The organism is Pseudoalteromonas sp. SWXJZ10B, from assembly GCF_015864475.1.
In the GTDB taxonomy this organism is placed as follows: domain Bacteria; phylum Pseudomonadota; class Gammaproteobacteria; order Enterobacterales; family Alteromonadaceae; genus Pseudoalteromonas; species Pseudoalteromonas arctica.
Genome location: NZ_JADYXD010000014.1, coordinates 1 through 23,690, shown reverse-complemented (window position 1 = coordinate 23,690; position 23,690 = coordinate 1). Strand labels below are relative to the sequence as shown.

Sequence of the window (23,690 nt, the reverse complement as noted above, 5' to 3'; positions counted from 1 at the left end):
AGCGTACATTCGGCTTTTATTTTCTTATGCCTAAAGGAGTTGTGTATGTCGGCAGAAAAAACCCATCTTGAAATTTGTAACTTAACCAGAGAGCAATATCCGCAAATTAAAACCTTGATGGATCAAGCGTATCCCGACTTAGGTGGTGCGTGGCCAAGTCATACCATTTTTAGATTAATAGACCAATTTCCTGAAGGGCAAATCGGTATTGTAGATGACGGCGTGCTGGTGGGCTTAGCGCTGAGCGTACAAGTTGATTACACACGTTTTTCAAACCCGCATACCTACGAAGACATTGCAGATGGTCATGACCGTGTATTTAGCGATACCGACGGCGATGCGCTATACGGCTTAGATGTAGCAATAAGCGAAACTCACAGAGGCATGCGCTTAGGTCGTCGCCTTTATGATGCCCGTAAAGAACTGTGCCGCCAATATAACCTACGCGCTATTTTAGCGGGTGGTCGTATTCCGCGTTATTACAATCACAGTAGTGAAATGACGCCAATGGAATACATTGCAAAAGTAGATCAGAGAGAGCTATACGATCCTATTTTAAGCTTTCAGTTATCTAACGATTTTCAGGTAAAGCGTTTACTTAAAAAGTACCTACCGGAGGATCAAGAGTCAGTTGGTTACGCCACTTTGCTTGAGTGGAATAACATTATGTATGAACCAACCGACACGGTACTCGAGTCAACTAAATCAATTGTGCGCGTAGGTGCTGTGCAATGGCAAATGCGTTGTGTTGAATCGGTTGAAGAAATGCTAAAGCAGGTTGAATACTTTGTAGATACCGTATCTGACTACAAAAGTGACTTTATACTATTCCCTGAGTTTTTTAACGCGCCATTAATGGGTTTAGGAAATCAAAGCAACCAAACGGAAGCGATTCGTTATTTAGCCGAATATACCGAAACGTTTAAAAACGCGATGTCGCGTATGGCAATAGAATACAACGCCAATATTATTACCGGCTCTATGCCGCTTGCCGAAGATGATAAAATTTATAACGTGAGTTATTTATGTCACCGCAGCGGTAAAATAGATGAGCAGCGTAAAATACACATTACCCCGCATGAGCAAAACGATTGGGTTATTCAAGGCGGCGACAAAATTGCTGTATTTGAAACCGATGCCGGGCGTGTAGGTATTCAAATTTGTTACGACGTAGAGTTTCCTGAGCTTTCACGCATATTAGCTAAGCAAGGGCTCGATATTTTGTTTGTACCATTTTGGACAGATACTAAAAATAGTTATTTACGTGTACGCCACTGTGCACAAGCACGCGCAATAGAGAACGAATGTTATGTAGTTATTGCAGGCTCGGTAGGTAATTTACCACAAGTAGAAAGCCTTGATGTGCAGTACTCACAATCGGCAGTGTTAACGCCATCGGACTTTTCGTTCCCGCACGATGCAACACTTAACGAAGCCACGCCAAATACAGAAATGCTGTTATTTAGCGACCTTGATATGGATAAACTAAAAATTCTTCATAGCGAAGGTACAGTGCGTAACTTAAAAGATCGCCGCGAAGATTTATACGAAGTCATTTTGAAAAAGAGAGATGTTTAATGGCGTGGATTTATTTGGTTATTGCCGGTTTACTTGAAATTGGCTGGCCGATAGGTTTAAAAATATCGCAAAACTCAGATACTCGCTGGCAGGGTATTGCAATAGCGGTGGCTTTTTTAGTCGCTAGTGGCTTTATGTTGTGGCTTGCCCAAAAGCAAATATCGATGGGTACGTCATACGCAGTGTGGACCGGTATTGGCGCTGCAGGTACGTTTGTAGTGGGTATATTGTTTTATAACGATGCCGCTACATTTGGTCGTATTGCGGGTGTACTGATGATTATTAGTGGTGTGATAACGCTAAAAATAAGCTCTTAATTAATAATTCAAATAAACGCTTAATTATGAATAGCGCAGGTATAAAAGCCTGCGCTTTTTTATGCTCTTAACTTGGCAACATGACCAAAACAGCGGCGATGGCGATGAGTATTAAGCCTGCAGTATCTTGTTTTTTAAGTGGCTGTTTTAACCAAAGTACGGCAATTAGCATGGTAAAAAACACTTCAACCTGTCCAAGTGTTTTAACGTAAGCAACGTGCTGTAAGCTCATTGCACTAAACCAGCCAATAGAACCGACACAACTAAAAACACTAATTGCGGCTGTAGTGCTTTTGTATTGCCACAGTTTACTGAGTGTTTGCGGCTCTTTTAATAATAAATAGCCAAGTAATATTAGCGTTTGTAGACTAATTACAAACAGTAAAACCCAAGCGGCAGAGTGTGGAAATAGTAACCCCGAATTTAAACTCGCTTCACGTACCCACAGTGATGTAAGCGCAAAGCAAGTACCACATGCAAGCCCCAACAAAGCCGTTTTAGCATTAAAGGTTTTTACACTGGTTATGCCACTAAGTAGCAATACGGCAATAGCGCCAAAAAATACACCAAGCCAACCAAGTAAAGAAAGTGCTGAGCCAAAAAATAATACACCTAAAATGGCAGCCACTAACGCCTCGCTTTTAGCAAGACCAGCCCCTACAGCGTAGTTATTCATTTTAAATAACTTAACCATTAAACCAGTGGCGAGTATTTGCATAACGCTTGCGCCAATAATAAATCCCCAAAAGGCATTATTAAACGTAGGCATGGCGGTATCTTGATATTGATACAAACCATATAAATACACCGCCGCAATAGGCCCCGCAATAATAAAGCGGGAGAGGGTTACGCCAGCAACACTGACATTACTACTTAATTTACTTTGCAGGGCATTACGCCATGCTTGCATGAAGGCGGCTAAAAAAGTGAAAAATATCCAGGTCATGGTCGTCATCGTTAAAATGTAAGGCAGTAAAGTTAACAAGCTTTGTGAAGTAAAGCGATGCATTAACTATGATGTTGAATATTCATCATCTGCGACATTATGTCGCATGGGTTTGAGGATATATTTAGCTATAGTAAGCCTGATGTTATTGTTAGCCGCCAGCGTTTGTCATAAAACGTATCTGGCGGCTTTTTTATTGCGCTTATGCTAAATTATCCGAAACATCAAAAGGATAAATTATGACAACATTAGTTGTATGTGCATTACTTGCGGTATTAATGCCTTACTTTGCAAAAGTGCCGGTTGCTATAGCAATGGCAAAATTAGGTCGATACGACAATAAACATCCAAGAGCGCAACAAAAAAAATTAACCGGCTTTGGTGCTCGGGCGCTCGCTGCTCATCAAAACTGTTTTGAATCGCTCGCTGTTTTTGCTGTCGCTATTGCAGTTGTACTGGGCACTAACTCTGTAGGTGCAGTGACCGAAACGCTAGCGGTTACGCATATTGTGTCGCGTATTTTGTATTGCGTTTTTTACTATATGAACCTAGATATAATTCGCTCATTAGTGTGGTTTATTGGTTTGGGTACAGCCATATCCATGATTGTGGTGAGCTTATAACTTTATGGCGTAAAACCACAAAGCAAGCAGCCTAAAAGGGCGCTTGCTTTGTAGTCTTGAAAAATCTAATAAAGTTAGTGCGATACTTTAATTCGCTCTATTAAATCGGTATTAGCAACTTCATTGTTTATTGCAAAATCGAGCTGTACAAGTACGTTTTGATAACCCATTGATGAGGGTTTGTATTGCCACTGTCTTAGCGCCTTTTTAGCTTCACGGTCAAATATGGCTTCAGGCTTTGCACTAACAACAGAAACATTAGCGGTTTCACCATTGGGAGTTATATCGTACTTTAATACCACTGAGCCGCTGATGCCTTGTTGAGCTGCTTGTATTGGATAAAGGGGTTCGATACGCATTGTCGGTGAAATGTGATCCTCTTTAGTCATTGCCTCTGGTTGCTTTGCAATCGCTAATCCACTTAGCATACTTGCGGCTACAAGTAATAAGCCACCTTTAGCAAGCTTTGAACGCTCCCCACTGTGTTTTATATTAGTTAGTCGTTGTAACATGGTTTTTTTATCTCCGTAGTGTGAATAAGCCATAAGTCCTGTGGGCGCATTTGCCGCGCAGTTTATTAAGGCTTTGCTATATAAAATATGTTGTTGTGTGGTTTTATTGCTAAGTACCCGTTCATCACAAGTCAGCTCTTGTAGTCGGCGCATGCTTGCGTAACAAAACCAAGCTAGTGGGTTAAACCAAAGTAAAATAGTAGGTAGTAATATAAGTGCGTTTGTTAGGTTGTCTTTGCGTTTTATGTGTACGTTTTCGTGCTCTAAAATAAGCGCTAATGTGGCTTTATCAAACTGGGTATTGTAGTTACTCGGTAACACCAGCTTGCTGTTTAAAATACCGACCACCATTGGCGTGGCTACATGTTGGCTGGTATAAGTTTTAACATCAGCGGTAAGAGTGCCTTCAAATTGTGTTAACTCAGTTAACTGCAGGCTTTTAACAAAGCGGGTATGCGTAATAAAGCTAGCTATTAATAACCCTGCGGTAATAAGTACATACATGAGCGCCCAGCTAATACCCATTTCATGTATAAAGGGTTGGTTAGGGGTGATTAAGTAATGGCTAATATTACTATTTTGCAGTGGTTTAATCGCATTTGGTAAATTAGCAATAACCAATGCTGCAGGTAATAGCCATGCTAATTTATATACAAACCGCGAGCCAAGGGCTTTTAAGCCAAACCGCTCGAGTAAAATAAATCCACAAAACAAAATACTTAATAGTAGTTGCTGCTCAATTAACCAATTAAAACCAGTTTGAATAACCATGTTAATCCCTTACTTTTGGTTTTTTTCCCAGTCATCTATAACTTTTTTAAGCTCGTTTATATCTTGCTGAGAAAGCTGCTCCGATTTAGCAAAACCGCTTACAAGTGGCGCAATACGTCCACTAAAAAAGCGCTCAATAAAGTTTTGGCTTTCTTTTAAGGTGTAGTCGGCGCGCTCCATACACGGCATATAAATATACTGACGACCTTCTTTTTCAAATGTAAGTGCGCCTTTTTTTACTAGTCGACCTAGTAGGGTTTTAATGGTTTTTTCGTGCCATTGCTTATCGTCGCTTAAGCGCTCAATTATTTGGCTCGCGGTGGCGGGGTAGTTAATCCAAAGTGCGTCGAGCACGTCAAACTCTGCTTTTGATAACTCAATCATGCTATTGCCTACAAATGTAATCTTTAATTAAAGACTACGCCTGTAATCTGTAATTGCAAGTTTATTTTTAACTTTTTGAGATGTAATTAAGTGACTTGGTATTAGATTTTTGAAATATCGTTTTTATTAATTTGTATATATTGGTTTTCAGGTAGGTTTAGTTTTGAAAGGGTGAGGTCACTAAATTGCACTCTAAATAAATCAATTACTTTATATCCGCAGTAATGCGCCATTTTACGTATTTGTCTGTTTAGCCCTTGTTTTAAAACAATACTAAACTGATTGCTGGCTATTTTATTTACTTCACAAGGCAGGGTTATGTGTTTATCAACGGGTACGCCTGCTGCCATTTTTTTACAAAAAGCATCGTCTAAAGGCTTATTTACGGTGACTAAATAATGTTTAGGCTGGTGGAAGTCAGGATGTATTAGTTGATTACAAAAATCCCCATCGTTGGTCAAAATAAGCAAACCGCGAGAGTCTTTATCTAATCGACCAATAGGGTAAACGCGGGTGAGTGTGGGCAAATGGTGAATAAGGCTGGCTGGGTCATCAATATTTAATTTGCAGTCAATACCTACTGGTTTGTGGTACGCAAAATAAACTAAATCGGCAGCACCTTTAATTTCTTTTTCATTCACTATTACAATGTCTTGCTCATCAACGTGATCTATATGATTCGCTGGGCGATTATTTACAGTCACAACACCTTCATCAATTAAACGCGATGCCTGTTTACGAGAACAAATACCTGCATGGGCAATATATTTAGCGAGTCGGATTTTTGTGCTCATAACGTGTGACGCCAGCGGCTAATAAAAATTTGATCGTGATTATAGCAAAGCTGCGTATCGATAATGTTAAATAACCAGAACTCAGGTTAAATATAAAAAGGTAGCCAAGATGGGTATTAAATTTTCACAGTTAAAAAAGCACGAGCCGCTACAAAAAGTCATTGTTCACTCGTTAGATATGGCGCTTTATCAAGTATCAGTAATGATTAATAACGTTGAATACTATGTAACAGAAGACAGCGGTGAGTTTTTAAGAGCGCTAAGCCCACTGCATGTTCAAAAGCGTTTTGACAAAATAGCGTATGCCGAAATGGTACTGCGCCAAACAAGCGCTTACGACGAAATGTGCGGTCAGCCAGAAAAAACCGGCAGCAATATGCTCGAAGTACCTTACGGTAAAAATAATCTTTATTGATTGAGCTAATTTGCTAGTATCTGCTTTTTAAGGGCGATAAATGTATCAATTAAAAGTAGATAATACCGATGCGTTAAACTCAGCGCTTCGCGCACAAATGGTTGAATTTAACGCCCAGCATTTTGATGCGCAAAGAGTGCCATTAGGTTATAAATTTACTGATGAGCAGGGCGAGCTTGTTGCCGGTATTAGTGGGTGTGTGTTTGGAAATTGGCTGATGATTAGTTGGCTTTGGTGTAGCGATAGTGCACGAGGTAAAGGGCTTGCAGATAAACTGCTAACGGAACTTGAACAAGCTGCTGTTGAGCTAGGAGCAACAACTGCTCAGCTTGATACACTTGATTTTCAAGCAAAACCTTTTTACGAAAAGCGCGGTTATAGTGTTAAGTATCAACTTAATAATTACCCACGCTCAGGTACGCGTTACTTTATGGAAAAGCCACTTTAATTTTTGCTGGCTATTTTTCTTTTAGTGGCTCGCCTTCAAAGGTAATACCTAAAAAAGGTGTTGCCTCTGGTGCTAACATAAAAGTGCGAATATTTAGGTGATCATTGCCTTTTGGGTTTTGCAGCACGTCTTCTCGGTAAAACTTACCAAAACAATCCAACGTATTTTGTTTACTTAAATCGTTTAATTTAGCAAACGCAAAAATTTTACATGAGCCGTTGTTCTCACTCGCAGCGCTAAGTAATCCATGGTTATTAAAGCCACATGCAGTAAAGTCGTAATTTGCTTCAATCACCGCCATTGTATCGGTAAATTGAATGCTTTTTGGATTTTCAGCAAGTGCTTTTAAATAGTTATTTAGTGTCATGTGTTACCTTTGGATTTTTAATTATTTAGCGCTTAACTCTAGCTCATCTGTTTGCTGATTTATATTGAATTTAAATCGCGATAAAAAGTTCATCCCTAGCAAACCTTGTCCGCGTGTGTTTTCAATGCTCAACACTTCAAAACCATAAATAATTTGCGAGCCCACTTTAAACGATTCAATTTGATAACGCTTTACAACAATTTGACCATTCGCTGTATTTACCGTTACATCGCGTAAATACAAAGGCTGTGGCGAAATTTGCTCAATTATACTTGTAGGTAGTGAGGTTACGCTTGCGCCTGTATCAATCATTAATTCGGTCGATAGATTGTTATTTATTTCGGTGTTTATTAAGTAATGCGCGCCGTAAGGCGTTAAAGCAACAAAGTCGTCTTGCGATTGTGCTTTATTGATCATAGCTTGCAGTGTTTGCACTTGGCTTTTTAGATTGTGCTGGTTTGGCATTCGATCAAGGGTTGCTTGTGCACTAATTAAATCGCCTTGCTGAAAGTAGGCGTACGCAAGCGGATATAAAAACTGCGCGTTATCGCTTTTATAATCAAGCCAAATTTGTGTTTGCTCAATAATAGCTTGCCAATTTTGTTGCTCAGTTAATGTGTGTAATTCGTTTTGAGTGAGCGTATTTAAACGTGTATTTTCGTTACTTTGCTGATCAGCAGGTTGTAATGAATTAAGCTCAAATAAAGCAATAATGGCGTTTTGTGTTTGCTCGCTATTTATTAAATACTCAACCTGTAAGTTAAGTAATTCTACGTTATAAGGGCTGTTATTTAATAGCGCATTGAGAAATGACTCGCTGAGTAATAAATTGCTATTTAGCCATGTTTTAAGCTGTATCAGCCACGATGAATAAAGTTTTTTTGCACTTTCTGGGTAGCTATTTTTGAGTTGTTGATAGCTACTAAGTGCGGCTTCAAATTGGTGTTGTTTAAATTGCTGCTTTGCCGTATTTAGTAACGTATTTTGTTGTTTAGGCGATATGCTTTGCTGGGCACTTTGCGTTTTTTGTGGTGTAGTTAACGCAGGCTGCGGCCATAATAAATAAGCGTTAAGGCTAAGCGAGCCAATTAATAGCAAGGTGATTAGCTTGGTATAGTGGCTCATTGTGACCTCTTATTTTTAAACGAGTTTATACCAATTTTATTAAAACATGATCATTTTATCGCATTAAATAACTCACTAACTGCGTTAAAAATTATTTATATAGAACAACTATATGTCACAATTTTCGCCTTGTTATTGTGCTATTTTCTTAGCGCTATAATAGAACACTTATTTAATGCAATTGGTATTATTTAATAAAGTGCGTTAAAGCATGGATGTTGACTATTTCAATATCAGCCAGCCCTTTATAGGCATAGTTAGCGCCTTGATCGTTTAACCATACCGATTGGCAGCCGGCATTATTTGCGCCTTGTACGTCGGTGTCTAGGCTATCGCCAATATGTAAAATATCGCTTTTAGCAACGTTTAAATGTGTGGCTGCTTTATCAAATAAAGTGGTGTGGGGTTTTGCTTTACCGTGCATACCTGCTTGTAATACTAGCTCAAATTTGTTGTGTAAATTAAAGCGTTCAATTTCAACGTTACCGTTAGTAATTGCAACAAGCGTAAAATGTTTGGCTAGATTATCTAGTAAGTTTAGTACGTCATCGCTTACGACTATGTTGCTGCGCGCATCGGCAAAGGCGTTATAGGCGGCATTTGCATGGCGCTCTACATCATCTGCGGTAAACCCAAGTTTAGAAAGCGCTAAACGTAGGGTGTGTTTGCGCCATTTAGTTACGTCATCTGCAAGGTCTGGGTTTTGTATTACGGCAAGTTCGCGACATAGTTGCCAGTACTTTGGACCTTGCTCTTGATAGCCCGGTAGCGCGTTTAAATAATTTTGTTGGGCTTTAACGGCTGCTTTTATAATAGGGTGATTGCTGTATAGCGTGTCGTCTAAATCAAAGCTCATGACAGAAAATGGCTTAATAGCACGATTAAATCGGATCATATTTATTTTCCTAATCAGTTCGTTTTTTTGCGCGAGGGTGAGTGTTGTCGTACACCTTGGCTAAATGTTGAAAATCTAAATGCGTATACACTTGTGTAGCCGACAAACTGCTGTGCCCTAGTAATTCTTGCACGGCGCGTAAATCACCAGATGATTCTAAAATATGTGACGCAAACGAGTGGCGCAGCTTATGCGGGTGAACCTGCGAGCTAATGCCTTGTTTTATTCCCCACTCTTGCATGCGTAGGCGCACTTGGCGAATCGAAATACGATTTTTTTGGCTACTTAAAAATACTGCTATTTCATCGGGCTTTGTAAATTGAGGGCGTATTGTGAGCCATTTTTTTAATGCGTCTAACGCTTTTTTACCCACCGGAATTAATCGCTCTTTATTGCCTTTACCACGCACTAAAATTTCGCCATTAGCAGCGCTAATATCTTGCATGTTAGCGCCAACTAATTCGCTTATACGCAGCCCTGATGAATACATAAGCTCCATCATTGCCTTATCTCTAATTGCGAGAGGCTCGTCGTCGGGTATTTCGAGTAAGCGCGCCATTTGATCTACGTCGAGATTTTTAGGTAGGGGCTTTGCAAACTTAGGACCTTTTATACCCACCGCCGGATTATGGTAATGCGATTGCTCGGCAATATTTTTTGCTTTTAAAAACTTATATAAGCTGCGAATACAACTGAGCTTTAAGCTAATTGTACGGCCACTTAATTGTTTTGATCGCAGTGCCATGCTGTAGCGGCGAATATGCTCGCCTTGTACGCCAAACCAGTCATCACATAGTTTGCTAAAATAAAGGGCTGCAAAGCCAAGTTGGCTTACGTATTGGTTTACGGTGTGCGCTGAATATTGTTTTTCAAACTTTAAATAATCGCTAAATAGCGTTATAGGTGTACGCCAATTGTCGCTTAACTGGATAGTATTAGGCGCATCGTCACTCATGCTAGTTTTTGCAACCGCAGGTGTAATGCGTTTATAAAGTCGAGTACAAACAGGTTATCTTGAGCGGGCTCAAAATGGTTTACGTTACTGCTACCAAACGCCAAAATAGCGATAGGGTGTGTAGTGTCGCCAATTAAATAAATGGCGACAGATTGTGTATCTTCACTAAATAATTGTTCGCGTTCTTGCTGATTAATACGCCCTAAATAATGCCCAGAATGGGTAAGGCGATGTGCAATAAGTTCGTCGTATTCGGGATTATATTTTACTAATTTGCAGTCGTTAACATCTTCACTTGAGCAAATTATATTGCGCAGGTTATTTGCTAGCGTATCAAAGTCGTCATGATTCCAAAGCTGGCGATGGCACTGGCTAAACAAACGATATACAAGCTCGTTTTGCGTTGCATGCTTGCTCATCGCGTCTATTTGGCTTTTTAAAAGCGTGTTGTGCTCGCGTAATTGGCGTTGCTGAATATGTACCAGCGACGTTGCACCTTGAGCTTGTTGGTGCAGCTCAAGTTGTGCGAGTAGCTCCGGGTGTTGAACCAAAAAATCAGGATGTTGATGTAAGTAATCAATAACCTGTTCTTTACTTAGCTCGCTCATAGCGCTACTTGTCCGTCGAATACGTGCTCTGCGGGGCCTGTCATGCGTACAGGGTGACCTTCGCCACTCCAACGTACTTGCAAGCTACCGCCTGGTAAATCTACTTGAACGGTTGTTGATAACTTATTTTGCATATGACCAATAACCATTGCTGCACATGCGCCTGTGCCACAGGCTAGGGTTTCGTTAACGCCTCGCTCCCATACCCTTAATTTAATGTGTTCTTGCGATACAACCTGCATAAAACCAATATTCGCTTTTTGCGGAAAGCGTTCGTGGTTTTCAAGTAATGGCCCCAATATATCAACTTGCGCGGTGGTTACGTCGTCAACTTCTAGTACGCAATGCGGGTTACCCATAGATACCGCGCCACTAAATACAGTGTGTTCTTCGGTTCTAATAATATAAGTAAGCTCACGCTTGCTCGCTTTTAAAGGGATTTTACTTGGCTCAAAATTTGGATGACCCATGTTAACCGTTACTTGACCGTCTTTTTCTATGTAGAGCGTTAAGTTGCCCGACTTGGTCGACACAGTAATTTTATGCTTGTTAGTAAGGCCCTTCATACGTACAAAGCGGGCAAAACAGCGTGCGCCATTACCGCATTGTTCTACTTCGGTACCATCGGCATTAAATATTCGATAATGAAAGTCGAGATCAGGAGAGTATGGCGCTTCAACCATTAGCAATTGGTCAAAGCCAATGCCAAAATGGCGATCTGCCAGTTTTTTGATTTGATCTCGCGACAAAAAAACATTTTGTGTAATGTTATCAATCACAACAAAGTCGTTGCCTAAGCCGTGCATTTTGGAAAAATTAACTAACATAGCGCTCTAATTCGGTTTTGCTCTGTGCTAATCATGCCACAGAGCAGCTAGTAGACAAAAACGTTTATGGTAAAACTTTCTCACCTTGATAAAGGCTTTCAATAGTTTCGCGTTCACGAATAAGATGGTGCTGCTGACCATCTACCATTATTTCTGCAACACGCGGGCGCGAGTTGTAGTTTGAACTCATGGTAAAGCCATATGCACCAGCACTTCGCTGTGCGAGTAAGTCGCCTTGTTTAAGCGCTAGTTCACGATCTTTTCCTAAAAAGTCGCCGGTTTCGCACACCGGACCCACAATATCAAAGTTGTGAGTCGGTGTTTCGTCGTCGCGAACTGATACCGGAATGATTTTTTGCCACGCTTGATAAAGCGCAGGGCGAAGCATGTCGTTCATACCTGCATCTACAATGGCAAAAAATTTGTCTTGGTTTTGTTTAATAAATTCAACTTGAGTAACTAAAATACCTGCGTTAGCTGCAATAGCGCGCCCTGGCTCAAAAATTAGTTCAAGGTGTTTATAGTTAGCTAAGCGCTCGGTAACTTGCGCTGCATATTCACTTGGGTGCGGTGGTTGCTCGTTGTTATATGGCACGCCTAAACCCCCACCAATATCTAAGTGAGTTAGCTCAATACCGTTGGTTTTTAGCTCATCAATAAGCGCCATGAGTTTATCAAGGGCTTCTAAAAAGGGTCTTACTTCAGTTAATTGAGAGCCAATATGGCAATCAACACCAATTATTTTTAAACCAGGTAAAGCCGCTGCTTGTTGATAAACACTCACCGCTGTTTGAATATCAATACCAAATTTATTTTCTTTTAAGCCGGTAGAAATATACGGGTGTGTTTTTGCATCTATATCGGGGTTTACACGAATAGAAATAGGCGCTTCTAAATTAAGCTCACAAGCAACTTCTGAAATTCGCTCAAGCTCAGAAGCTGATTCAACGTTAAAGCATTTAATGCCTAACTTTAATGCGTACGCTATTTCGTCAGACGTTTTAGCCACGCCCGAAAAAACCACTTTAGAAGCATCGCCTCCTGCTTTAATTACACGTGCCAGTTCACCCTTCGACACAATATCGAAACCCGATCCTAAGCGCGCTAATATATTAAGTACGGCTATATTTGAGTTTGCTTTAACGGCGTAACACACCAAGCTTTTATGATTTTTAGTGGCGTTAGCAAACGCTAGGTAATGGCGCTCAAACGTAGCACGCGAGTATACATAACAAGGTGTGCCGTATTGCTGCGCTATGCTTGCCACACTTACGTCTTCGGCAAATAATTGGTTGTTTTTGTAGTTAAAATAATCCATTTATTGCTCCTGACTTTGCTGTGTTTTTGCTTGCTCAGCGGTAGTGGCTGGCTTAGCTGTATTTTGAGGTTGGTTTTGCTCTGTTTGTTGTTCTGGTAAATATAGCGGACCGCTCTGCCCACAGCCAGCTAAGGCGCTTAACAGTACAGTGCTTATTAATAGTTTTTTTAATTGTAAGGTATGCGTCGCTTTCATTAGATTAATATGGTTGCTGGCTTTATAATCGCAGAGTAACAGAATATCTAAAAAATGCAGCTATTCGCGGATGATTTTATTCCTGTTACACTAACAGTACACTTTTAAAGCTAAAACGTACCCAATATTAGGCGGCTCGCCTGCAAAGGAAATAACAATGACTGAACACGAATATCACCAATTAGCCGAAGCTCTTATGTTCACTATTGAAGAGCAAGTTGATGATTGCGAAGCTGATTTAGATTACGAATCGGCACAAGGTATTTTAGAAATTATTTTTCCTGATAAAAGTAAAATAGTAATCAATAAACAAGCGCCTCTTCATCAAGTATGGGTTGCGACTAAGTTTAACGGTCATCATTTTGAAATGCGCGATGGGTTATGGATTGATAACCGTTCGGGTGCAGAATTTTGGGCGTTTATAAATGAAGCATCAACTCGCCAAGCAGGCCAAGAAGTTAAGTGGCAATCAACACTATGAGTTTAGAGTTTGTAGAATTTCCAGCTCAAAGCGAGCATAAAGCAACGGTTATTTGGTTACATGGCTTAGGCGATTCTGGGGATGGTTTTGCACCAGTGGCTCCGCAGCTTAATTTACCAAGTGAACTGGGTATACGGTTTGTTTTTCCGCATGCACCAGTGCAACCGGTCACCATAAATGGTGGTATGGAAATGCGCTCTTGGTACGATATTAAATCTATAGAATTAGATAAGCGTGCCGATGAACAAGGCGTAAGAGATTCGGCTGCTAAAGTAGAAGAACTAATCAACAAAGAAATTGCTAATGGCATACCCGCTAATAAAATTATTTTAGCTGGTTTTTCTCAAGGTGGTGTTGTGTCGCTGCATTTAGCGCCGCGCTTTGAGCAAAAGCTTGGGGGTGTTATGGCGCTTTCTACTTATATGTGTGTGCCGCAAAAATTTGCTGATGAAGCAAAACATACCGATTTAAATGTATTTATGGCGCATGGTAGTCAAGACAACGTAGTACCGCATAGTGCGGGAAGAAGTGCGTTTGAAGTATTAACAGCACATAACATGGATGTAAGCTGGCAAGAATACCCAATGGCTCATCAAGTTTGCGCAGAAGAATTGCAAGCTATTCGCCAATGGTTAATTGCTCGTTTAAGCTAATTTTGGAACCGCTGAGGTCAATATGAGTCAAAAAATAGTTATTAAAGCAAATGTTAAACGCGAACTACAAGAGAGTGTACCAACGGTAAGCTACGAGTGGAATTGGCGTCGTATTGTGAGTATTGCTATGTTGGTATTAATGACCTCTGCAGCAGTTGTATATGGCTTAACAACCTCAGCCAGTGCAGAGCAAGGTGAGCATCCAAATGAGCAGGAACAATTTTTAAGCTTTAGCAGTAACGCTCAAAACCAGACAAACGTTGAAGTAACGGATGTTGAGCCTGAATCATCAATAAACAACATTCCTAACGAGTCCGCAGAGATAACGCAAACGAGCATTGAACCGTTATTAGCTGCGCAGAATGAAGTTGAGCAAAGCATATCAAATAATGCACCTGATAAAGTGAATCCAGTAAATAATGATACAGTTTTATTAGCTAGCAACGATATTGTGATTGATCAAAGTGAGAGTATTAATACAGAGTTAAACTCAAACCTTGATAATGATACGCAGGAAGAAACCGAAGAAGCTGAAAATATAGCTGAGTATGCTGATCAGAGTGACTTACTTTTAGATCAAAAAAGCGATGATGGTGCATTGAGTGGTACTGAAGGTTTTTCGCCTACAGCACAAGTGGCAAGTGTGGCATTAGGCGCGCAAATAGACACAGATAAAATTAGCCGTGCGGTACTTACTCGTAAAGTAAGTAAGCGTGAGCCTACTAATGTGTTTGCGGCAGATATTAGGTTAAGTCAGTTTGATGAAGGGTTATCGTTTTTTAGCGAGATTAAAAACCTTCAAGGGCAGCAAGTTAAACATGTTTGGACGTTTGAAGATGAAACTATGGCTGAAATTACACTCAATGTTACTTCGCCTCGCTACAGAACCTACTCAACAAAAAATATTATGGACACACAAACAGGCCACTGGCGTGTTGATGTTGTAGATGAGCAAGGTAATTTAATTGCCCAAAAAGAATTTAGAATTTTAGCTGACTAAAACTAGCTAAACGCAGTAATTAATTGGATACCCTTATGACAGAAAAAACAAAATTAGTACGCATCGCAACTCGTAAAAGTGCTTTAGCACTTTGGCAGGCCGAATTTGTAAAAGCTGAACTTGAGCGTTTTCATGCAGATGTACGCGTAGAATTAGTCCCAATGTCGACGCAAGGGGATATAATTTTAGATACGCCTTTGGCCAAAATTGGCGGTAAGGGTTTATTTGTTAAAGAGCTTGAGCAAGCCATGTTAGATGGCCGAGCTGATATTGCCGTACATTCTATGAAAGACGTACCAGTAGAGTTCCCAGAAGGATTAGAGCTGTATACTATTTGTGAGCGTGAGGATCCGCGAGATGCGTTTGTATCAAACAATTTTGCTAATTTAAACGCTCTACCACAGGGCGCTATTGTGGGCACTTCGAGTTTGCGCCGTCAGTGCCAAATTAAAGCACTTCGTCCTGATTTAGATATTCGTGATTTACGCGGTAATGTAAATACGCGTTTAGGTAAGTTAGATGATGGCCAATACGATGCTATTATTTTGGCTGCAGCAGGGCTTATTCGTTTAGAAATGGAGTCGCGTATTGCCGACTATATTGAGCCAGAAGTATCATTACCGGCAAATGGTCAAGGCGCTGTAGGTATTGAGTGCCGTATTGATGATGAAGTAACAAAAGCATTACTTGCACCACTTGAGCATACTCAAACACGTATTCGCGTAAATGCAGAGCGTGCGATGAATCGCCATTTAGAAGGTGGTTGCCAAGTGCCTATTGGTGCTTATGCATTAGTTGATGGCGAGCAGGTACATTTGCGTGGTTTAGTGGGTGCTGTTGATGGCAGCGAAATTTTACGCGACGAAGTAACTGGTCATGTAAATGATGCAGAAAAACTAGGCATTGAGCTTGCTAAAAAATTACTAGCTCAAGGCGCAGACAAAATATTAGCTGAAGTTTATAGAGACGCATAAATGACACATATTCTGATAACTCGGCCCGAAGGAAAAGGCGCAGCCCTTGCACAGCAATTAGAGCAAGCGGGTTATCAGGCGTCTTTGTTTCCGGTATTAAAAATAACGCATTTAACACCCTCTAGCACCGAGCTGAGTCCGCTGTTAAATGCGGACAAAATAATATTTATATCGCAAGATGCAGTCAGTGCGCTTGCGCAACTAAAACCAGATATAAATACAAAAGCGCAGTTTTATGCGGTAGGCCAACAAACAGCCGACACAATATATGAACAATTTGGTGTGCGTGCTGCATTGCCTAAATCTAAGCAATATGATTCAGAGGGGTTACTGGCTCTAAAATCACTTGCTCAGGTTGATGGTAGTAATATAGTTTTGGTTAAAGGACAAGGCGGTCGCCCAGATATAGCAAAAGTGCTTAAAGAGCGCGGTGCTTTTTTAAATAATTGCGTAGTGTACAAACGTGAACCGATAAGTGAATTAGGTGGTAACTGGACTGACCACTGGAAAAGCAATAATGTACACGGTATAGTCATAACAAGTAATGCAGCAGTCGATGCCATTTTTACTCCCCTTGCTGCACCACAACTACAATGGTTACAACAGTGCCAATTTTATGTTGCCAGCGAGCGCATTGCCGCATATTTACAGCAACAACAAGTAAGTTTGGCTAATATACATATTGCAGCAGGAGCTAGCGATGACGCTATGTTTACCTGTATTAATCAGCAAGGTAGCAACATGAGCGAACAGTCAAAGTCAGTTACGGCAGAAAAAGCCACTCCAACAACAGCTAATACGGCCTCGGTTAAATCAGCTAAACAAGAGCCTGTAGCCGCTAAAAACACCGCAAATAAAAATAAACAAAAGGTTAGCAAAGTCGCAGTGCTTGCACTTCTTATTTCGCTAATTGTGGCCTCAGGTGTGGGTTATGAGTTTTATCAAAAATTAAATGCGGGTAAGGCGCAAAACCTGGCCGCGAATGAGTTGAGTGAGCAAAATAAGTTACTCGCTCAAGAGCTGCAAGCACTTAAGTCAGCACAATCTAATTTGCAGCAAGCGCTATTTAATAGTGAGAAAAAAGTAGCCGCAACCCTAAGTGAAAGTGCAGCTCAAAATCAGCAAGAGCTAAAAGCAGCCCTGCAAAAAGCGCAGCAACAAGGCTCGTCTTTAAACCCACAAGAAGTAACCAGCTTACAGCGTATGGCTGAGTTTAAGTTATGGGCTGAAAAAGATTACCAAGGCACTAGTGCTGTTTTAAAGCGCTTAGATGCATTACTTAGCGAACACCCTGGAACAGTTGAAGTTCGCCAAGCTATTATGCAAGACATACAAACACTTGATAGCCTTAAACCTGTTGCAACAGAGGCTATTTATTTACAGCTAAACAGTGTACTAAGCAGTATTGACGACTTAGTTTTTAATGCAGTTAATTTGCCAGAAGAAGTTACCGAAGTAGATGAAAATGAATTAAGTGAAGATATAAATGATTGGCAGCAGAATTTAAATAACAGCTGGGGTCGCTTTTTAGACAGCTTTTTAACACTTCACCACCGAGAAGGGGGAGTAGTTGCTCCATTTCTTGATGAGCAAGAGCGTCACCTCGTTAATCAACGTATTAAGCTTTATATTACTCAGGCACAAGATGCGTTACTTAGTAAACAAGCTAGCATCTACTTTAGTACTTTAAGTGAAGCAAAGCGCTTAGTTGATGAGTATTTTAAGAAAGACGATAACGCTACACAAATGGTTTTAAAATCAATAGCTAACCTTGAGAAAGAATCACTTAACTTTAGCCCTAAAGTAACACTTCAAAGTACACAGCAGGTTAAGGAGTGGGTGCAATGATAGGGCTAATAATACTGGTTATTGCGTTAGTACTTGTTATTGGTGTAGCTCCTTACGTTATAAATGAGAAAGGTTATGTCCTTTTCTCATTTAATAACTATACAGTTGAGGGCACTATGATTGCTTTTTGCGGTACAGTGATTGTTATTACTGCGATCGTATTTATTACATATAAGCTAATCCGCTACTTATTATCGATTTATCATAATACTAAACATGGCTTTTTTGCACGTAGCCAAGAGCGTAAACAAGCAGCGATTGAACAGGCGTTGTGGAGTGCTATTAACGATGATTATGAGCATGTAGAGCAGGCTCTATCGGGTAATAGCGTACCAGATAAGTTTGAAGATATTCGCTTAGCATTACTTGCAAAAGCAGCGCTTGCTAATAATCAAACAGATAAAGCACTTGAGCGTTTATTTGAAATAAGCCCAGAGCATCAATTAAAAGTAGCAAAGCTATGGTTGGCAAGTGGCGACAGTAGCGCGATTGAATCACAAATGCGTATTAGCGCAGAAGCTAAAAAAGCCACCGCACTTGAGTTAAAACTTTATGCAGAAGTATTAGTACAGCAACAACACTTTAGTGCGCTGGAAGATTTTTTGCCGCGTTTATTACGCAAAAAAGCACTTACTGATGCACAGTGGACGCAGTTATTTAGTGCCTACTTTAATGCGTTAGATGCAGACAAACTGAGTGAAAAATATAAACAGCTACCGAAAAAGCTGCAAGCTCATGCCCACACCGCATATTTAATGCAAATGGCGCAAGCAGGTCAATTGGCTGTTATCGAAAGTGACTTAATTAAAATGGTTAAGCATAATGAGCAACACTTAGAGCTTGCCAATATATTAAGTAAAGCAACAGCAGCCGACGCGCCTAAGTTGCAAATAAACATACAAGAACGCCTTAAAAAGGATGATTCAAATAATTCACTATTACTTGCGCTGGCTTGCCTTGCTAATGCTAAAGGTGATTATGACTTAGCAGCTAGAATTTTTGATAAAGCACTGAATAGTGACAATAAAAAACAGTTCTCTGAACAAGCTGTTTTAAGTTATAAAAATAGTGCACAAGCAGAAAAGGCGCTCGTTTTATATCAATAAATGACTACACTATAACTACTTAGCATTTTTTGTAGTTCAGGAGCACAAGCATTGAGAAAGTTTTTAATATTAACCCTTAGCTTGGCTTGTGCTTACTTCTTTACTGGGTATTTTAGCAACTCACTTCTTTCTGTTGATGGCTATGCGGTCGCCTCTTGGCCGCCCTCAGGAATTGCTTTAGCGAGCTTTTTAATTTGGGGACGTAAGTCATTTATTGGCCTTATTCTTGGTGCTTTCTGTACTAACTTAATTCATCTTGATAACACCGTAGATATTCTTCATTTTAATGTGCTTTTACAAGCTATTTGCGTCACTTTAGCATCTGTTTTACAGGCTTGGATTGGTCGTCAAATCATAGTAAATGTTATAAAGGCTCCACTAGATTTATCTTCTTTAAAACACAGTGTGCAGAGCCTAATAGTAGCAGGGCCAATATGCTGTGTTATTGCTGCAGGTGTGGGAACTAGCTTATTAGCATTGAATAATGTGATCCCTACGCATGCTATTTTTGATAGCTTTATAGCATGGTGGATTGGTGACAGTATCGGTGTACTTATATTTACTCCACTCATGCTCGCAGCCTTTAATTACACGCAAGTACGCCACCGTATGTTGGTAATTTTACCTTCACTATTAATTTATATACTGATCAGCGTTAGTTTTTATGGCGCTGCCAGTGTTAAAAAAGAAAAAGACATTCAAAAGCAAGAAGCCAAAATACTTACTGTGCAAAATGCTATAAGCCAGAAGCTCGATGGTATTACTGCTCACTTAGGATTGTTAGCTACATTTTTTGCTAGTAGTAATGACGTGAACTTTAAAGAGTTTAAACAATTTACTTCAAAGCAGTTGGACTATAGCCAAGAAATTTTAGCATTTGAATGGATACCTTATGTACCAGCAAATAAACTCGCAGATTTTGAAACACATGAAAATACAGCCACAGGCAAAACTTTATACATAAAAGAAAAGTCACTTGATGGAGGTTGGCAACCTGCAGGTACTCGTAGTAATTACTTTCCTGTAAAATATGTATATCCCTTAAAAGATAATGAAGGTGTTTTAGGGTTTGATTTAGCTTCTAGTAAAGTAAGAGGTGCAGCGCTTAGCAAAGCGAAAGAGCTTAATGAACTTGCACTAAGTGAGCCAATTAATTTAGTCCAAAATACAGCTGAAGACGGTGTGCTTTTTTTATATCCTGTTTTTGGAGAGTCGTCTACCGAAGATGATTTTCAAGGTTTTGTGGCAGCGATTGTCAGTCTGAAACGCTTATCGCAAACACTATTATTTGATCACAACAACTCAATTTCAGTCAGTTTTTTTGATACAACGATACCAGGGAAAAAGCAGGCAATTTATATTGCCGATACCGATAACTCGCAAACGCTGTTTAAAGAATATCAATTGTTGATTGGCAAACGCATGTGGCAGGTCGAGTTATATGAACCAATAGTTAGAACGTCTTGGTTAATGTATTGGCTTGCACAAATAGTAGGTATGTTGTTTGTGTGGTTACTGATTACATTTTTGATTTCAGTTACAGGTACAAACATACAAATTCGCGAACAAGTGGCTAAGCAAACGCATACATTACGCAAAGAAAAACAAAAAGCAGATGAAGCGAGTCATATTAAAGGACAGTTTTTAGCAAACATGAGTCACGAAGTCCGTACCCCTATTAACGGTATAAAAGGGCTGCATTATTTAGCGCTGCAACAGAATGATTGGCAACAAGCAAGAAGTTACATTGAACAAGCAGATGGAGCACTGGGTGTTTTACTGCGGGTATTAAACGATGTGCTCGACTTTTCAAAAATGGAAGCAGGCAAGCTAGACTTAATGCAAGAGCCTATTAATGTAGCGAGTTTAGCGGATGAAATGCTTAATTTACTTCAGTTTGAAGCTGACATTAAATCAATAAAGTTAAGTCTAGATTTTGATAAAATATCAAATTTGGTCATTAATACCGATCCAATCCGCTTAAAACAAGTGCTGCTGAATCTGCTCAATAATGCGGTTAAATTTACAGGGGAAGGTGAGATCACTCTGAAAATTTGGCAGTCGAAAAAAATGACTTACTTTAGTATTAACGATACGGGTATTGGTATTAGTAGCGAAGCACAAAAACAATTGTTTAAACCGTTTGCGCAAGCCGATAGCTCAACCTCACGTCAATATGGTGGTACAGGCTTAGGGTTAAGTATTTGCAGAAAGCTGGTTGAGTTAATGGGTGGTGCAATTGATTTAGTCAGTTATGAAGGTAAAGGTTCTACATTTACATTTAGTTTGCCGCTTATATCGCCTTTACCAAAGGCAGAGCAAATTCAACAGCAATACGACGAAATAGATGTAAGTACCTTATCATTCGCAAACTATAAGTTACTTTTAGTCGAAGATAACCCACTTAACCAGCATGTTGCCAGTGCCATTTTAAAAACAAAAGGGTGTATTGCCGACATTGCTAATGATGGTTTTGAAGCCATAGAAAAGCTAACCGAAAATAGCTACGACATTGTTCTTATGGATATTCAGATGCCAAAAATGGATGGACTCCAAGCAACAAAAGTAATTCGTTGTGATTTAGGGTTAATTGATTTACCCATAATAGGGCTATCGGCGAACGCCCATGACGATGACGTTAAAAAGGCATTAGCCTCTGGAATGAATAGTTATATTACCAAACCTATTGATGCAAATACGCTTTTTAAAACTCTTTGGCATTATTTATCAAATAAATAAGTAACGTTATTTTTTGCACAAAAAGCAGACATATGACCGCTTAAACTTAACGCAAACCATATAGACTTGAAAAATAACTATATCTGCGTATCATGCGCGCAAATTTAACTAAACTGGGTTGCTATTATGATCAATAGAAAATTACCTTTGCTAGATATTCACCGTCATTTAGATGGTAATGTACGTGCGCAAACCATATTAGAACTTGGTCGTCAGTTTAATATAGAGTTACCTGCAGATAACGTTGAGGCATTAATTCCTCATGTTCAAGTTATTGACCCTGAGCCAAACCTTATGGCTTTTTTACAAAAGTTAGATTGGGGTGTCACTGTACTTGGCGACTACGATGCGTGTAGACGCATAGCGATTGAAAACATTGAAGATGCACAAGCACAAGGCCTTGATTATGTAGAGCTTCGATTTAGCCCTTACTACATGGCACAAAGCCAAGGTTTACACCCAGAAGGGGTTGTAGAGGCGGTTGTTGATGGTATTAAATCAGCAACAAAGGATGCAAATATAAAAGCTAACTTGATTGGTATTTTATCGCGTACTTATGGCGTAAAAACATGTCAAAAAGAGCTTGATGCTTTACTCGCATTTAAAAATGATTTAGTCGCTGTTGATTTAGCCGGTGACGAAATTGGCTTTCCTGGTGAGTTGTTTGTAGAGCACTTTAAACAAGTACGAAATGCTTATTTAGCTTCGACTATTCATGCTGGAGAGGCACTCGGTGCTCCAAGTATTTGGCAAGCAATTAATGAGTTAGGTGCAAGCCGAATAGGGCATGGCGTTAAAGCTATTGAAGATCCAAAACTAATGGATTACTTACGCGATAACCGTATTGGTATTGAGTCGTGCTTAACAAGTAATATTCAAACCAGTACAGTAAACGATTTAGCTAAGCACCCACTTAAACAGTTTTTAGATCACGGTATTTTAGCGTGTATTAATACTGATGACCCTGCGGTTGAAGGCATTGAAATTGAGTACGAATATACCGTTGCAGCACCTAAAGCGGGCTTATCTCAAGCTGATATGGAAAAAGCCCAAAAAAATGCATTAGAAATAGCATTTTTAAGCGATGGCGATAAAAAAGAACTTTCAGCAATCGTTAGCGCACGTTAACTCCATTTAATACACATTAAAAATGCCGCTTTATAAGCGGCATTTTGTTATCTGCAATTTAGTGTGTTTGGCAGCTCATGTAATTATCGTAAAGTGCTTTAAGTACATCTGCTCGGCTGATCATGCCGATTACTTTAACACCCTCTACAACAGGGTAGTTTTTTGGTTTACCGGGCTGCATTTGCTCTGCAAGCTCAATAATATTGGTATCGCCGCTAACGGTCACTACCTTTGTTTGCATAAGTTGCGATACTTTAACCATCCCATCACAAAAATAACTGCTTTGCGTAAGTGGTTTTAATAGTTCTTGCTCAGATATAAATCCGACTAGGCATTTATCTTTATCAAATACTGGTGCGCCAAGTAGTTTAAATTTTTGTAGTTCTGCTATGGCTGTTGTCATTTCTGTATCTGGTGTGATATTTGGCAACTTGCGTTGCATAAAATCTTTTACTTTTGTATTTAGCATTTGGGTCTCTCCCGCTGATGTTCTATACAAAGTATGGTTTATAGATAGGAATTTAGGAAATTGTTTATGTTGATGAGATTGATAGGTTTTAACTATTAAGTATTTGTTGTTATATAAAATAAAAGCACCGATTAGGTTAATGCCGATCAGTTAAGAAAATGACCGGTTGACCGATCCAAACGATCATGCAAAATCCGTAGTTAGGAAACTAACT

26 protein-coding genes are annotated in these 23,690 nt (G+C 39.8%); 13 read left to right on the top strand and 13 right to left on the bottom strand.

Going from position 1 to position 23,690, the window contains the following annotated elements; all coding sequences use genetic code 11:
* The first annotated feature begins 45 nt into the window (after window positions 1-45).
* Both I6F54_RS13235 and I6F54_RS13230 read left to right on the top strand, forming a co-directional pair.
* On the top strand, window positions 46-1,578 hold the full coding sequence (locus I6F54_RS13235; RefSeq protein WP_010554553.1) for a bifunctional GNAT family N-acetyltransferase/carbon-nitrogen hydrolase family protein: 1,533 nt from the start codon (window positions 46-48) through the stop codon (window positions 1,576-1,578).
* Window positions 1,578-1,895, top strand: a complete 318-nt coding sequence (locus I6F54_RS13230) for a DMT family transporter (RefSeq protein ID WP_165729335.1) — start codon at window positions 1,578-1,580, stop codon at window positions 1,893-1,895. The genes I6F54_RS13235 and I6F54_RS13230 overlap by 1 nt, the downstream gene beginning before the upstream one ends.
* Before the next feature lie 67 nt (window positions 1,896-1,962).
* Here I6F54_RS13230 and I6F54_RS13225 read toward each other — a convergent pair whose 3' ends face one another.
* Entirely contained in the window at window positions 1,963-2,841 is an 879-nt protein-coding gene (locus tag I6F54_RS13225) for an EamA family transporter (RefSeq protein ID WP_442960973.1), read from the bottom strand.
* Window positions 2,842-3,080: 239 nt separating this feature from the next.
* Here I6F54_RS13225 and I6F54_RS13220 point away from each other — a divergent pair, with 239 nt between their 5' ends.
* Entirely contained in the window at window positions 3,081-3,464 is a 384-nt protein-coding gene (locus I6F54_RS13220; protein ID WP_024592624.1) for an MAPEG family protein, read from the top strand.
* Window positions 3,465-3,538: 74 nt separating this feature from the next.
* Here the strand turns inward: I6F54_RS13220 and I6F54_RS13215 are convergent, their stop codons facing one another.
* The 3 genes from I6F54_RS13215 to I6F54_RS13205 all read right to left on the bottom strand — a co-directional run bounded on the left by I6F54_RS13215 (window position 3,539) and on the right by I6F54_RS13205 (window position 5,925).
* Complete coding sequence (locus I6F54_RS13215) at window positions 3,539-4,747, bottom strand: M56 family metallopeptidase (protein ID WP_197141721.1); 1,209 nt, start codon at window positions 4,745-4,747, stop codon at window positions 3,539-3,541.
* 9 nt (window positions 4,748-4,756) lie between these two features.
* A complete protein-coding gene (locus I6F54_RS13210) occupies window positions 4,757-5,131 on the bottom strand; it encodes a BlaI/MecI/CopY family transcriptional regulator (RefSeq protein WP_007580531.1) in 375 nt (124 codons plus the stop codon).
* A gap of 101 nt (window positions 5,132-5,232) precedes the next feature.
* Window positions 5,233-5,925 (bottom strand): pseudouridine synthase, encoded by a 693-nt coding sequence (locus I6F54_RS13205; protein WP_024589641.1) that lies wholly within the window; start codon window positions 5,923-5,925, stop codon window positions 5,233-5,235.
* A gap of 109 nt (window positions 5,926-6,034) precedes the next feature.
* Here I6F54_RS13205 and I6F54_RS13200 point away from each other — a divergent pair, with 109 nt between their 5' ends.
* Window positions 6,035-6,340 (top strand): DUF6482 family protein, encoded by a 306-nt coding sequence (locus I6F54_RS13200; protein ID WP_024589642.1) that lies wholly within the window; start codon window positions 6,035-6,037, stop codon window positions 6,338-6,340.
* 40 nt (window positions 6,341-6,380) lie between these two features.
* Window positions 6,381-6,788, top strand: a complete 408-nt coding sequence (locus tag I6F54_RS13195; protein WP_197103195.1) for a GNAT family N-acetyltransferase — start codon at window positions 6,381-6,383, stop codon at window positions 6,786-6,788.
* Window positions 6,789-6,798: 10 nt separating this feature from the next.
* Here I6F54_RS13195 and I6F54_RS13190 read toward each other — a convergent pair whose 3' ends face one another.
* The 8 genes from I6F54_RS13190 to lptM all read right to left on the bottom strand — a co-directional run bounded on the left by I6F54_RS13190 (window position 6,799) and on the right by lptM (window position 13,078).
* Complete coding sequence (locus I6F54_RS13190; protein WP_197141719.1) at window positions 6,799-7,155, bottom strand: HopJ type III effector protein; 357 nt, start codon at window positions 7,153-7,155, stop codon at window positions 6,799-6,801.
* Between the two features lie 21 nt (window positions 7,156-7,176).
* Window positions 7,177-8,280 carry a retroviral-like aspartic protease family protein gene (locus tag I6F54_RS13185; RefSeq protein ID WP_197141717.1) on the bottom strand — a complete coding sequence of 368 codons (1,104 nt, stop codon included), beginning with the start codon at window positions 8,278-8,280 and terminating at the stop codon, window positions 7,177-7,179.
* Between the two features lie 187 nt (window positions 8,281-8,467).
* On the bottom strand, window positions 8,468-9,175 hold the full coding sequence (locus I6F54_RS13180) for an HAD-IA family hydrolase (RefSeq protein WP_197141715.1): 708 nt from the start codon (window positions 9,173-9,175) through the stop codon (window positions 8,468-8,470).
* 10 nt (window positions 9,176-9,185) lie between these two features.
* Window positions 9,186-10,130 (bottom strand): tyrosine recombinase XerC, encoded by a 945-nt coding sequence (locus I6F54_RS13175; RefSeq protein ID WP_197141713.1) that lies wholly within the window; start codon window positions 10,128-10,130, stop codon window positions 9,186-9,188.
* Window positions 10,127-10,738: a DUF484 family protein gene (locus tag I6F54_RS13170; RefSeq protein ID WP_166419562.1), complete on the bottom strand. Its 612-nt coding sequence runs from the start codon at window positions 10,736-10,738 to the stop codon at window positions 10,127-10,129. Before I6F54_RS13170 ends, I6F54_RS13175 begins: the two co-directional genes overlap by 4 nt.
* Complete coding sequence (gene dapF / locus I6F54_RS13165) at window positions 10,735-11,565, bottom strand: diaminopimelate epimerase (RefSeq protein ID WP_024589649.1); 831 nt, start codon at window positions 11,563-11,565, stop codon at window positions 10,735-10,737. Before dapF ends, I6F54_RS13170 begins: the two co-directional genes overlap by 4 nt.
* Window positions 11,566-11,629: 64 nt before the next feature.
* Complete coding sequence (gene lysA / locus I6F54_RS13160) at window positions 11,630-12,883, bottom strand: diaminopimelate decarboxylase (RefSeq protein WP_007580550.1); 1,254 nt, start codon at window positions 12,881-12,883, stop codon at window positions 11,630-11,632.
* Window positions 12,884-13,078, bottom strand: a complete 195-nt coding sequence (gene lptM / locus I6F54_RS13155; RefSeq protein ID WP_166419563.1) for an LPS translocon maturation chaperone LptM — start codon at window positions 13,076-13,078, stop codon at window positions 12,884-12,886. It abuts the gene before it with no gap.
* A gap of 157 nt (window positions 13,079-13,235) precedes the next feature.
* Here lptM and cyaY point away from each other — a divergent pair, with 157 nt between their 5' ends.
* The 8 genes from cyaY to add all read left to right on the top strand — a co-directional run bounded on the left by cyaY (window position 13,236) and on the right by add (window position 23,007).
* Window positions 13,236-13,559: an iron donor protein CyaY gene (cyaY, locus tag I6F54_RS13150; protein ID WP_007377335.1), complete on the top strand. Its 324-nt coding sequence runs from the start codon at window positions 13,236-13,238 to the stop codon at window positions 13,557-13,559.
* Entirely contained in the window at window positions 13,556-14,212 is a 657-nt protein-coding gene (locus I6F54_RS13145; RefSeq protein WP_166419584.1) for an alpha/beta hydrolase, read from the top strand. The genes cyaY and I6F54_RS13145 overlap by 4 nt, the downstream gene beginning before the upstream one ends.
* A gap of 22 nt (window positions 14,213-14,234) precedes the next feature.
* A complete protein-coding gene (locus I6F54_RS13140) occupies window positions 14,235-15,212 on the top strand; it encodes a DUF2914 domain-containing protein (protein WP_197141704.1) in 978 nt (325 codons plus the stop codon).
* A 35-nt stretch (window positions 15,213-15,247) separates the two neighbouring features.
* Window positions 15,248-16,186 (top strand): hydroxymethylbilane synthase, encoded by a 939-nt coding sequence (gene hemC / locus I6F54_RS13135; RefSeq protein WP_165729326.1) that lies wholly within the window; start codon window positions 15,248-15,250, stop codon window positions 16,184-16,186.
* Window positions 16,187-18,034 (top strand): uroporphyrinogen-III synthase, encoded by a 1,848-nt coding sequence (locus I6F54_RS13130; RefSeq protein ID WP_197119567.1) that lies wholly within the window; start codon window positions 16,187-16,189, stop codon window positions 18,032-18,034. It abuts the gene before it with no gap.
* The gene (locus tag I6F54_RS13125) at window positions 18,031-19,140 is read left to right on the top strand and encodes a heme biosynthesis HemY N-terminal domain-containing protein (protein ID WP_165729324.1); all 1,110 of its coding nucleotides are present in this window, start codon (window positions 18,031-18,033) and stop codon (window positions 19,138-19,140) included. Before I6F54_RS13130 ends, I6F54_RS13125 begins: the two co-directional genes overlap by 4 nt.
* 51 nt (window positions 19,141-19,191) lie before the next feature.
* Window positions 19,192-21,879, top strand: a complete 2,688-nt coding sequence (locus I6F54_RS13120) for a CHASE domain-containing protein (RefSeq protein ID WP_197141702.1) — start codon at window positions 19,192-19,194, stop codon at window positions 21,877-21,879.
* 126 nt (window positions 21,880-22,005) lie between these two features.
* Window positions 22,006-23,007, top strand: coding sequence for an adenosine deaminase (add, locus tag I6F54_RS13115; RefSeq protein ID WP_024592609.1), 1,002 nt, complete (start codon window positions 22,006-22,008; stop codon window positions 23,005-23,007).
* A gap of 58 nt (window positions 23,008-23,065) precedes the next feature.
* Here add and I6F54_RS13110 read toward each other — a convergent pair whose 3' ends face one another.
* Window positions 23,066-23,476 carry a CBS domain-containing protein gene (locus I6F54_RS13110; RefSeq protein ID WP_007580571.1) on the bottom strand — a complete coding sequence of 137 codons (411 nt, stop codon included), beginning with the start codon at window positions 23,474-23,476 and terminating at the stop codon, window positions 23,066-23,068.
* Window positions 23,477-23,690 lie beyond the last annotated feature (214 nt).